Raw genomic sequence first — 11,362 nt, forward strand, 5'->3', positions numbered from 1 at the left:
CTGCGGATGAAACTCGACGTGCCAAATGGATTCTTCTTTAACCGCGCTTGATTGGCTGTCGACGTATTCGGGTAGTTCCCTACGATCGTTGCGCCGGTCTCGTAGAACGCCGATTGCACAAGGACTCTGATGTGTCGCGACACCTGACTCGCCTGTGGAAATCGATAAGAACATCCGGGATGCTGAATGGCAGCGTCGCGTTCTATTACTACATTTATTATCGTATTTTCCAGCAAAAAAAACAAGCGCGTCGGAAGGTGCTGATTGGCAAGATTCGTCGTCCTGTTTGGATCAGGCCGGGGTTAAGTGACTGGATCGTCATGGAGCGAATTTTCATGGACGCGGAATACGATCCCGTTTCGCGTGATCACGACGATAAGATGAATAGCCTGCAACAAAAGATCATGGCGTCCGGCGGGGTGCCACTCGTCGTTGATTGCGGCGCAAATATCGGGCTGTCGTCAATATGGTTGGCTGAAAGGTTTCCGGATGCCCTTATCGTTTCGATAGAGCCCGAGGCGTCTAATTTTGAAATACTGGAGATGAACGCCAAAAACTTCCCAAACATTGTCCCGATTCACGCCGCGATTTCGAGCAAATCATCATTCGTCAGATTGTATAACAGTGGCGATGCGCCATGGGCGTGGCGAACCGAAGAATTGGATCACGGCGGTCTCGCGACCGTGACGATGCAGCAAATATGCAATCTTTATAAGGACCATACCCTGATGGTCGTCAAAATTGACATCGAGGGATTTGAGGTCAACGTCCTGAACGATAACGTAGCCTGGATCGACCGGCTTCCGTTGTTGATCTTCGAAATGCATGACTGGATGATTCCATGGTCGGGATCGGGCCATTCGTTTTTCTCGTCCTTGTCGAGAGACAAGCGGGATTATCTGATTCACGGCGAAAATGTTTTTGCGTATTCCCACCGGGCCTTGCAGCCGTTCTGACGCGTTCTCGTTCGTTGCGGCTGTCGTCGTAGCGGGCGTTATCGTAGCGAAGCCAGCGCGGATTGCAGGATGACGATGAGACACGACGGTCGGACGCTATGCATCCGATGGTCCGTCTTCCATCGTCGAGAATACTGGCGCGGATGAGAAACCCGCCGCTACCGCGAGGAGCTGCGTCGATACGGTAGAGAGAGGCAGAACGGTGGCGCGGGATACGGTGCGTTGATCCGCCACGCGGCCGGCAAACACCGCGGAGTGACCGGCCCCGCAGTTTTCGACTCGCACCATGACGTTAAAAACCGCCCCACGCTCTGGTCGATCAATGGCCGGTTCTTGACGCAGCGGGTGACCGGCCTTCAAAGGTACGCGCGGGAGATGACCAAAGCGATCGACGTGCGTCTCGCCGTCGGCGAAGCGTTGGCGCGGCGTGTTCGCTGGGACGTCGTGGTGCCGGCCGATTACGCGACAGTGCCGGTTTACCAGAAGCTGACGGTAAGGCGCAGCCGGGCGGCCATGGCCACGCTTGAGAGCAGTTGATATTGCCGGCGCTGTTTCGCTCAGCCTATCGTGCGATCTATCCGCTTCTTGCGCGGCGGGCAAACGCGGTGACTACGGTATCGCAATTCTCGCGTGCGATACTTGAGCGTTTTCATGTGGCGAGCCCTTCCCCTCGCGCCGCGTTCGTGATTGGCAACGGACACGAACATGCCCTCGGCTGGACCGCGGCCGCGTCGCGCTTCGACGCTATCGGCACAATCTGATCGGGCTCGCGCCGCAACTCGACGCGCTTGGCCTCGCTCTCGTCATTTCGGGTGGCTCGGCCTCTATATTCTCCGGACCCGCGCAGAGTAGGATCCAATGTCATCGAGTTCGGTTTTGTAACCGACGATGATCTCGCCGCTCTGTTTCGCCACGCGCTTTGCCTGGCCTTTCCTTCTCGTACGGAAGGATTCGGCATTCCGTCGCTGGAGGCGATGATGCATGGGTGCCCGATCATCACGGCGGATTGCGCCAGCATGCCAGAAGTTTGCGGCGATGCCGCGCTATACGCGCCGGCCGACGATTTCGCGCTTTGGCTCGACAGGATCGCCGCGCTCCATGCCAATCCAGACTTGGGGGGCGCCTCCGCGCCAAGGGAACGCAACGCTACCCCCGTTTCTCGTGGGCAGACGGTGCGCAAGCCTACCTCGACTTCGCGTTGTCGCTCGAGGGGCGCATGTCGCGCAACCGGACCATTCAGCCGTTGAAACGCTCGATGGCGTAGCAGAGAGCCCGTATCGAACCGGTCTCAAGACCTGCCGTGCGTAAACGCATAGATCGAATTATTCAAAACCAATTTAATTATGCATGGCCGAGGTGCATGTTATACCTTGCTATGGCTTGGTATTTTGCATCTATGCAGCTTAAAACCGCATGGAGACCAAACAAAGGGCGGCGCGACTTCGTTGACAAGAAAGACGCACGGTCATGTCATCGGTCTAGATTTGTTGCGGGTCGCCGCTGCGGTCCTTGTCGTGGTCTACCATTTTGGCTTTTGGAACTGGACGACAAGGCAACCGCTAGCCATCGCGTTTCCAGGGCAGGCGCCCTCCTGGGGCCGTTCTTTGCATTTCGGCTGGATCGGTGTCGAAATCTTCTTCGTCATCTCGGGTTACGTTATCGCGTTTTCGTCGGCCAATATCCCGTCGTCCGTCTTCGCCAGAAGCCGGGCGCTGCGTCTCGCGCCCACGAGTTGGATCGGTGCCACCATCGTGCTCGGCGTTTGGTTGACCGACGGCATGCATAAGGCCCCGGCTGTCCTCCTGGCGTATATTAAGACCCTGGCGTTCTGGCCGCTCGATGCGATCGATGGCGTCTGGTGGACACTCGGGATCGAGATCGATTTTTATCTCCTGGTCTATCTGCTAATCCGCTGGAACCGCATCGTCGCATTCGAAGCGATTATGGGTGGGATCGGCCTCGCGAGCGGCCTTTTCTGGATGCTCGCTCTCAGCCTTCAAATGGGACTCGCGGGCCAGACGGGCGCTCTCGGACTCCTTCGCACGCTCGTCTTGCGCGCCGAGGCGAACCGGGAACTCCAACTCTTGCTCGTTCAGCACGGGTGCTTTTTCGCGCTAGGAACCATGTTGTGCAAGATCGCACCTGCGGGCCTGACACGACGCCGCGCCCTGATGATGACGGGTCTTGTCGTTGCCTGCCTGCTCGAGATCCTCGGTCAGAACGGGATCATTTGTAGAGCCTCACAGAGCGATCTTTCAGTCTGGCCGGCCCTCATAGCCTGGGCCGTCGCCATGGGAATGTTTGGTCTTGCAATTGCCTTCAACGCGCATCTGCTTCGGATGGGCGACCGGGTCACCGGCCTTATCCGGTTTGCCGGACTGGCTACATATCCGCTCTACCTGGTGCATAACGCCGTCGGTATAGGGGCGTCGTTTGTCCTGGCGCCCCTCATAGGGCCCGCGGCGGTATCGGTCGGCCTCGTGATTGCCGTCCTGGCTGCCTTTGTCATCGCTGGCCAAGCCGAGCCCCGGCTCCGCGCCATCTTGCTGTCGTGGTGGCCGAAGCATGCTTCCGCCATACCGGCACCGACAGTGCTCGGTCATGGGAGCATAGGAGGCCGAAAGGAACGTTTGATATGACCCATCCCGCCCAATCGGCTTCATGGTTTGCTATCGGCGGTAGCATATGGACTTCTCATTACCTCCATAGGCTGGGTCTGCTGGCCGCCATCGGCGTTGGCGCGTGGGTCGCGCCCGTTCATGCCGATCCGCTTGATCTCTCGCGATACGTGCTCACATTCGAGGACACATTTCGGACCCTCGATGTCTCGGCCCACGGTCCAGGCACGCGCTGGATCGCTCACACGCCGTGGGGGGGCGACTTCGGCGACGCCCGCTTCGAAGATCCCGGCGCTAGCGGGCCATTCGCGGCGACGCCGGATGGACTGACGATCACGGCTCACAAGGATGCCGACGGAAAGTGGCACTCGGGGCTCTTATCCTCGCGCGATCGGGACGGACCGCAGGGCCAGGGTTTCGCTCAACGATACGGCTACTTCGAGATTCGAACGCGGTTGCCGACCGGCGCTGGCACCTGGCCGGCGTTCTGGTTGATCGGGGTCGACAAGTCGGTCTCGGCCTCCGAAATCGACGTGATCGAATATTACGGCAAGTTCTCAGATTGTTTTCATAGCGTCACGACCGTATGGCAGACGGGAAACGATCGGGCCCAGAACCATCTTACGATGGTGCCAAAAGGGTCTTTGACGGACAAGTTCAATACGTTCGGCGTGCTGATCGATCCACGGCTTACGCATTTCTACTTGAACCGCGAGGAAGTTTGGAACACGGCAACACCACCGGAATACAGACAGCCAATGTATATGCTTGTCGATTTGGCGCTGGGCGGCGGTTGGCCGATCGCTGACCTTCAATCTCCCACAGTGATGGCAATCGAATATATCAAGGTCTGGCGGGATCTAGCATTGCGCGACTGACCCATCGCTTGTCCCACACGATAAAAGGCTAACGCAGACATGACGAATCAACTCGTGACGAGCGTCAATGACGATCTTAAGATGCAGGCGATCGAATTGAGCCGCGTTATACCGGAGACTATGCGCGCCTATAATGGTTTGATGCGCGCGGCGTCGGCTGACGGCGTTTTGTCGGTCAAGATCAAGGAACTGATGGCAGTAGCGATCGGCATCGCCCGGCTGTGTGAAGGCTGTGTGGCTTATCACGTCGAGAACGCTCGAAAGTTTGGTGCGACGCGCGCCGAATTAGCGGAGGCCATCGCCGTAGCAATCGAGATGGGAGGGGGGCCGGCGGTTGTTTACGGCGGCAAGGCCTTAGCACAATTCGACGCGATAGCCTCGGAATAGTCAAAGCTGCTATTCGGCAACGCAGATCCGAAAAACGCAATTTGGCAGCCTGCGTGCAACGAACGGTCTAAGGCGATTGACGTGACCTTGGAGGACGGGTTTCGTCCTTTATATCGCACGCCTATCGAGGAGTGACGGGGTCGTAAAGCGTGTTCATGCGCTGGGCCGCGCCATCGCGATTCCAAATATCGGCAGCGAGACGTTCGACCTTTGGCATCAGGCTAGCGCGCGTCGCCAAGGAGGTAACGCTTTGCGGTCACGGAGTTTCTTGCCTACCTCGGATCTTTGCAAATCGAGCAAGCACGTTCACGCCGAACCGTCATTCTTTGTTCGTCGCCATCGAACGGCTAGACAGCAAGGCTTCGCCGCGATGCCGAAGGCGTTCCAAGCTGCTTTTGAACTCGGCATAGACATTCAGCAATGGATTTACATAACACCGCCACACGGAAGCATATTCACCTCGCTCATCTTCCGCCGTGCCGAGACCATGTTGAATGATTTCTCCCTTGGGAAGCTTATATCCGGTCCCGAACGCCCAATCCCAGATCGAAAGTCGTCCACCCAGGTTCTTGCCCCAATGCTGTCGCTTCATGCTGTGGTGAACTTGATGCATCTCGGGACTGATGAATATTCTGTCGAAAGCGCCGAAGCTGACTTGAAAGTGAGAATGCTGGAGCGAGCTTAGAAGCGCGATAGAAAAGAACAGCGTCACACCGCCCGTCATCGACAAAACGGTTTGTAGACTCACATCATAGAATATTCGAAATATCGCGACCGGGATCGACAATGCGGCGCCGATGAAAATCCCATCGATGAGATTTCCGACGGGGTGGAACCGGTAGGTCGTGAGCGGGGTCAAAAAGGTCGCGGAGTGATGTATTTTATGGAACTCCCACAACACGGGAATCCTGTGTTGGATATAGTGACTGCCGTATTCTCCGAAATCTGTAAATATGAAGAAGAGAATGCAGAACAGGCAATCGACGGCCAAGCTGGGAGACGGTTGCGGCGATATCTGAAAAAAGTCTCGCGCACCGCCGACGATTGCGCCGGATAGCGTGATCATGGCTACGGCCGAAACCACAGAAATCCAACCTTGCGTAAATTTTGCGAGAATATATATCGAAATATCAACCTTCGTAGAGGCGCTGATCCAGTGCCGCAGCGGAAACAGAAAACTTAATCCGTCCCTGAGGACTCCAGAACCGCCTTGTTTTTTGCGCGATCTCTCTATGATAAAGGTGGCGATCCCGACCGAAAGAAACGTCGCTCCCGATATCGTGGTGAAGAGATGCTTGGTGTTCAGCAGGTCTACGGCCTTGCGAAGCATGTCCTCGTTCATGATGACCATCGTTGATGTTCCTTGTTCGCACGAGAATCTTGTTCCGCTACAGCGTCGAACCCTGACGGTCGGAGCCAATCCAGGAACGGCAGACGTCCGACCACGGTGAGATTAGTGCAATTCCCTCACCCGCCTTGCCGGGTTTCCAGCATACAGACCGTCGCTTTCCGTTTTTTCCATCACGACGGCGTTAGCTGCGATCACGCATCCTCGCTCGATAGTGACGCCCGGAAGTATGGAGACGCCGGACCCGATCCAACAGCCGGCTTCGATCCGGACAGGCTTGCCCAAGACCTCGATCAGGCCGCGCTGCTCTGAGGGCCCGATGTCATGGGTCGCGGTAATGACACGAACGAATTGCCCGATGCGCACATTGTCGCCGATTTCCAGACGATCGTAGCCGTCGAAGTAAAAGCCGATGTTGATGAACACACCAGCGCCGATGTCAATTTTCTTCGAGCGGATCGAGGCGCCGGCCCAAATGCAAGAGCCATCGGCGATGTTGAAGCCAAGGCGCCGCATCAGCTTCATGCGGATCGAGGCCGGCAGCATTTCACTGCCGAGCACAGAGTTTAGCACTCTGAAAGCATAGTCCCCCATCAGCATTCACCTTTTAATACCCAGGAAGGCTACAGCGCAAAAAAACTGCCGCCACGAGCCGCAAGCAACAAATAAGGATCGTAAAAGCATCACGCGTCTAAAGTAAATATTTTATTGGGTTTTAATTTTTGGATTGCCCTAAGTGCTGTTATACGTGCCGTGACACAGAGTGCCGATACGCTACGATCAATAGTGCTTTGAGCATATTAAATCGGAGAATTAATTCCATGGGGCTCGCTCTCGTCGGTGGATCGCCTCTTGATTGTTTCGGCTACAACCAAACGGGAGATCGCCGGCATGGCCGTGAGCTTGATTGAAGCCATCTCCGACCGTCCGGCTACCGATGGCGGTTTGATTTCGACGGCAAGGATAGCCGCACAGCATGGATTTGACGCAGCGCTCCGATTCATCGAAGAGCCGAAGAATAGAGCTGAAGTCGAATGCGCCCTTCGAATTCGGGTGGTCGAGAACGCTCTCTACGACCTGTTTGGCCGCGGAAAGTTGCATGGCACGATCCATACATGTATCGGGCAAGAATTCTCGGGGGCGATCCTCGGAAAATATCTTCGGCAACATGATTATGTCACATCGAACCATCGGTGCCACGGACATTTCATAGGAGCTACCGGGAACTGGCGAGGGCTCGTCGACGAGTTGCTCGGAAACCAGCATGGTGTTTGCGCGGGAATCGGGAGTAGCCAGCATCTCTGGGCAGACAATTTCATGTCCAATGGGCAGCAGGGCGGTCTGCTGCCCGTGGCCGCCGGCATCGCTTTGGACCGAAAGACGCGCGTCGAAGGTGGTGTCGTCATCTCGTTCATCGGCGAAGGTACGCTCGGGGAAGGGATCGTCTATGAAACGCTCAACCTCGACGCGCTTTGGGACCTTCCGCACGTCATCGTCTGCGAAAATAATTTTTACAGCCAATCGACGGCACAAGCTTTCAGCGTTGCCGGAACGATCGCCGAACGCGCTGCAGGCTTCGGCGTGGCGTCTGCGAGTGCCAACACCTGGGACCTTCCTGCGTTCGATAGAACGCTCAAGACGGCGATCGACCGGGCGAGGAGCGATCGGCAGCCGACATTTCTGGTGCTCACGACATACAGATTGAATCCGCACTCCAAAGGGGACGACCAGCGCGATAGGAAAGAGGTCGAGTGGTTTGCCGCTCGTGATCCGGCAAAACTTGCGATCGACAGCTTTGCCCATTTTGCCGCCAAGTCTCGCGAGTTCGAAGAGGAGGTGGCGGACTATGTGGCCCTCGCCGCGGACAAGCCGCTGCTGTCGCCGACGCACTACTTCCCTGATCAACGCCCGCGATTCGAAGCGCGAGCACCAAGTGTCTGGACGGCCGTCGATTCACTCCCTGGTTCGGACCTCCGTCATGTTCAACAGTTGAACATCCACTATCGCGACCATCTGGAAACTGACCCGAACGCCTATTTCATTGGCGAAGACATCGCCGATCCGTATGGCGGCGCGTTCAAGGTCGCGAAAGGCCTGTCGACCGCATTTCCCACACGAGTTCGCACGACACCGATCAGCGAGGCGGCCATTGTCGGTATCGGTATCGGTTTGGCGACATGCGGCCATCGATCGTTCGTCGAAATCATGTTTGGCGATTTTATCACATATGCCTTCGACCAGATCATCAACAACGCGTCGAAATTCTTCCACATGTACAATCGGCGTGTCGATTGCCCCATTGTCATAAGGGCTGCGATGGGGGGGCGCCGCGGCTATGGCCCGACGCATTCTCAATCCTTGGAGCGCTTCCTGATCGGGATCGACAATTGCTGTACGCTTAGTCTCAACTCCCTTGCATCGCCGGACCTTCAACTGAAACGCGGTCTCGCTCTCCCGGGTCCGGTGGTCTTGCTCGAAAACAAGATCGACTATGCTGCGAAAACCTACGTAGCACCTTGTGGCGTCACAGTGGATGTCGACGACGCTGCGATCCCTACGCTGCGCGTCCGGTTTTCGAATGCCACACCCACTGTCACGCTCATTGCTTATGGCGGGATGGCCCGGTTTATTGCGGACCGCCTGATCGATATCTTCGAGGCGAGCGATGTCGTGTTCGACCTGATCGTTCCAATCTCTCTGTCGCCCTTAAACTTGGCGCCGATCATTGAATCGGTCAGTGCCACGGGACAACTCGTGACGATCGAGGAGGGGCCTGCCTTCGGTAGCGTCGGCGCGGAAATTGTCGCGCAACTTCAAGAGCGCGATATTGGCTTTAGAGCTCGCAGAGTTGGTGGGAAAGAGGCCCCCATCCCTTCGCCGCCGCACTTGGAAACGGCCGCTCTCCCAAGCATCCAGGATATCTGTGATGCTCTAATCGCGCTCGGAAAGGCTGATGCATGAGCGGCACGGACATCGTCCTCGAAAGGGAAACGGCCAACGACGAATCCGCCTTGATCGTAGCGATTCATATTTTGTCCGGATCGGCGGTCGAGGCCGACGCCCTGATCTTTGATATCGAAAATTCGAAAGCGACGCAGGAATTGCGGGCGCCGACTGCAGGCGTCGTCGTCCACGACTTGCAAGTCGGCGACGTCGTTAAGTTCGGCATACCCCTCGCCCGGATAATGCCGTCAAATGATCATGACGACCCCGACCATGTCGTGCATGCGCTGCCTGTTGCGGGTAGTCCATTGCGAGATAGTCCGATCGGCGAGAACGCGCAAATTCGCTTCGAAGATTCTGGCGCGAAAGTCACAGCGATCGACAAGGGCGCAGCCGTGCCCGCGCGCTTTTCGAAAGCTGCGACAGCCTTGATACACGAAATGAAGCTCTCGCCCGAGCAGTTCGAGACTGGTTTCGTTACCACCCGTGACGTTCTGGTCATCGGATCAGGCGGTCGGGCGGTGCTGCCGTTCGCCGAGGTACAATCGGCTACGCGACGCAAGGGCGCTCAAGCTTCTGCATCGACGAAAACGCTTCGACCGCCCGGCGGCGTGGCGGTCACTGGCAGGAAACGGGCCGAAATCAATGCCCTCGGCGAAGGCGCCGGCGCAACCCATCTCTCGGTCTTGGGCACGACACTCGGCGCCATATCAATGCGCCGACCCAAGGGCGATTTCCTGCAGGACCGAATCACCGACCTCGTGATTTACGAGGCGGCCCGCCTTATGAGGAAGTATCCAAATCTCAACGCGCACTACAGGGATGGGGAGATCTTCAGGTACGAAGCTGTCCATGCGGGAATGGCTATAGACCGTGGCGGCAACCTTGTCGTCTACGGCATTGAGCATGCCGATCGGTTGGACTTTCAGGATCTCGGCATCGGAATGTCTGATGCGGTAGCACGCTATATGAACGACGAACTCTCGGCTTGGGAGATGTCGCGGGCCACGTTCACCGTGACGGATCTGTCTGGTGGCGTGCTGGACTATGTGTTGCCATTGGTGCCTCGAGGACAAAGCTGCATCCTTGGTATCACACGTACCGAGCCGGCAAACTTTCGCTTGTTTGCCGGTTTCGATCACCGTGTGACCGAAGGCTTCGAAGTCTCCGCATTTCTGAATGAACTTGCGGGACGCGTACGAAGCTTTTCTGAACGCGAGGATGCCCTACCTGACGCGGGCTTATGCTGCGGCATCTGCGACCGATCGCTTGCCGAGGCGACGGTCAAAGGTCGCGACAAGGGTATGCTCAAAATCGTTGATTTTCGGGGCCGCGAGTCCCTCTGCTGCGCGAGTTGCTGGAATGGCTGGTGATACCAATCTGACGGATGTTCTTGACTACCTGTCGCGATTGCGCGGCGCGCCGATAGCGGCGGGTCAACTCCTGACCCTTCGCTCCGTAGAGCGGGCGGCGTTCGCGGCTTGGATCCGTAAGACGGGCCTTCAAACCAACGGCGATGTTCTTGCCTCCAGTGCTCCTTTCACGGTGGAGCAGATCTTGTCTGATGGCGAACGGTCGCATGAACGGGCGCCTGACATCGGCTTGCCCAAAACTTCTTCGAGTGCAACGCAACCATCAACGAGGGTCGGTGTCGACATCGAACTTGTGGACGCCCTGCCGCACGCCGGCGACTATCGCGATCATCCGTTTTACGAAGATAATTTTACGGCCAAGGAAATCGCTTATTGTCTCCGGCAAGCGGATGTGAGGGCGTCGTTTTGCGGCACCTGGGCAGCAAAGGAAGCGATCCTGAAATCCGGCATCATCCAACTAACGGGCACGAACCTACGCGCAATCGAGATCTCACGTGATCCAAGCGGCCGCCCTGTTCATCCCGAATGTTCGATTTCGATAAGCCATACGCCGTCAACCGCAGTGGCCGTGTGTCTGGCTTGAAACATCATCGGTTGGTCAACACCGTCAGGAATAAAGGGGCGCAATCGCGGCGTTCATCCTGCATAACGTGCCGCCATATCGTGAACGCCTGCTGCACCTGCGCCGCAAGATCGTCGTCGCGCTCTTATCCGGGTGGGGCCGATCGTCACCTGCCTCAGTCCCTGCTCAGCTCTGCGAAGGCCGGTTGCGGGATGACCGCCGGCATCGCGGACACGCCGGCTCACTGCCTGTTGTAGACGTCCTCGATGCGGATGATGTCGTCTTCGCCGAGGTAGG

The 11,362-nt window shown here is 57.1% G+C and carries 11 protein-coding genes; 9 read left to right on the top strand and 2 right to left on the bottom strand.

Translation table 11 applies throughout. From position 1 onward, the window contains the following. Positions 1-179: 179 nt before the first annotated feature. The 6 genes from GSQ79_RS14275 (at position 180) to GSQ79_RS14300 (ending at position 4,839) form a co-directional block, all read left to right on the top strand. Entirely contained in the window at positions 180-956 is a 777-nt protein-coding gene (locus tag GSQ79_RS14275) for an FkbM family methyltransferase (protein ID WP_158809369.1), read from the top strand. A 222-nt stretch (positions 957-1,178) separates the two neighbouring features. Beyond that, positions 1,179-1,493, top strand: a complete 315-nt coding sequence (locus tag GSQ79_RS14280; protein ID WP_158809370.1) for a hypothetical protein — start codon at positions 1,179-1,181, stop codon at positions 1,491-1,493. A gap of 275 nt (positions 1,494-1,768) precedes the next feature. Further along, entirely contained in the window at positions 1,769-2,203 is a 435-nt protein-coding gene (locus tag GSQ79_RS30340; protein ID WP_368669944.1) for a glycosyltransferase, read from the top strand. A gap of 123 nt (positions 2,204-2,326) precedes the next feature. Continuing rightward, the gene (locus GSQ79_RS14290; protein WP_158809372.1) at positions 2,327-3,595 is read left to right on the top strand and encodes an acyltransferase; all 1,269 of its coding nucleotides are present in this window, start codon (positions 2,327-2,329) and stop codon (positions 3,593-3,595) included. After that, on the top strand, positions 3,592-4,452 hold the full coding sequence (locus GSQ79_RS14295; RefSeq protein WP_158809373.1) for a glycoside hydrolase family 16 protein: 861 nt from the start codon (positions 3,592-3,594) through the stop codon (positions 4,450-4,452). The genes GSQ79_RS14290 and GSQ79_RS14295 overlap by 4 nt, the downstream gene beginning before the upstream one ends. Positions 4,453-4,491: 39 nt before the next feature. Beyond that, positions 4,492-4,839, top strand: coding sequence for a carboxymuconolactone decarboxylase family protein (locus GSQ79_RS14300; RefSeq protein WP_246725334.1), 348 nt, complete (start codon positions 4,492-4,494; stop codon positions 4,837-4,839). A 319-nt stretch (positions 4,840-5,158) separates the two neighbouring features. Here GSQ79_RS14300 and GSQ79_RS14305 read toward each other — a convergent pair whose 3' ends face one another. Both GSQ79_RS14305 and GSQ79_RS14310 read right to left on the bottom strand, forming a co-directional pair. Then, positions 5,159-6,190, bottom strand: coding sequence for a sterol desaturase family protein (locus GSQ79_RS14305; RefSeq protein WP_158809374.1), 1,032 nt, complete (start codon positions 6,188-6,190; stop codon positions 5,159-5,161). 102 nt (positions 6,191-6,292) lie between these two features. Next, positions 6,293-6,781, bottom strand: a complete 489-nt coding sequence (locus tag GSQ79_RS14310) for a DapH/DapD/GlmU-related protein (RefSeq protein WP_158809375.1) — start codon at positions 6,779-6,781, stop codon at positions 6,293-6,295. A 258-nt stretch (positions 6,782-7,039) separates the two neighbouring features. Here GSQ79_RS14310 and GSQ79_RS14315 point away from each other — a divergent pair, with 258 nt between their 5' ends. Genes GSQ79_RS14315 through GSQ79_RS14325 form a run of 3 tightly spaced genes read left to right on the top strand, consistent with a single transcriptional unit; the run spans position 7,040 to position 11,086 of the window. Next, a complete protein-coding gene (locus tag GSQ79_RS14315; protein WP_158809376.1) occupies positions 7,040-9,148 on the top strand; it encodes an alpha-ketoacid dehydrogenase subunit alpha/beta in 2,109 nt (702 codons plus the stop codon). Then, positions 9,145-10,503 (top strand): 2-oxo acid dehydrogenase subunit E2, encoded by a 1,359-nt coding sequence (locus GSQ79_RS14320; protein WP_158809377.1) that lies wholly within the window; start codon positions 9,145-9,147, stop codon positions 10,501-10,503. Before GSQ79_RS14315 ends, GSQ79_RS14320 begins: the two co-directional genes overlap by 4 nt. Beyond that, positions 10,493-11,086 carry a holo-ACP synthase gene (locus GSQ79_RS14325; protein WP_158809378.1) on the top strand — a complete coding sequence of 198 codons (594 nt, stop codon included), beginning with the start codon at positions 10,493-10,495 and terminating at the stop codon, positions 11,084-11,086. Before GSQ79_RS14320 ends, GSQ79_RS14325 begins: the two co-directional genes overlap by 11 nt. The last annotated feature ends 276 nt before the right edge of the window (positions 11,087-11,362 follow it).

Source organism: Beijerinckia sp. L45 (assembly GCF_009765775.1).
Lineage (GTDB): Bacteria > Pseudomonadota > Alphaproteobacteria > Rhizobiales > Beijerinckiaceae > RH-AL1.

Bases quoted from the DNA above. Each gene is read 5' to 3' on its own strand.
- GSQ79_RS14275 (WP_158809369.1), top strand. From the start codon at position 180: ATGCTGAATGGCAGCGTCGCGTTCTATTACTACATTTATTATCGTATT.
- GSQ79_RS14295 (WP_158809373.1), top strand. From the start codon at position 3,592: ATGACCCATCCCGCCCAATCGGCTTCATGGTTTGCTATCGGCGGTAGC.
- GSQ79_RS14300 (WP_246725334.1), top strand. From the start codon at position 4,492: ATGACGAATCAACTCGTGACGAGCGTCAATGACGATCTTAAGATGCAG.
- GSQ79_RS14305 (WP_158809374.1), bottom strand. From the start codon at position 6,190: ATGGTCATCATGAACGAGGACATGCTTCGCAAGGCCGTAGACCTGCTG.
- GSQ79_RS14310 (WP_158809375.1), bottom strand. From the start codon at position 6,781: ATGGGGGACTATGCTTTCAGAGTGCTAAACTCTGTGCTCGGCAGTGAA.
- GSQ79_RS14320 (WP_158809377.1), top strand. From the start codon at position 9,145: ATGAGCGGCACGGACATCGTCCTCGAAAGGGAAACGGCCAACGACGAA.
- GSQ79_RS14325 (WP_158809378.1), top strand. From the start codon at position 10,493: ATGGCTGGTGATACCAATCTGACGGATGTTCTTGACTACCTGTCGCGA.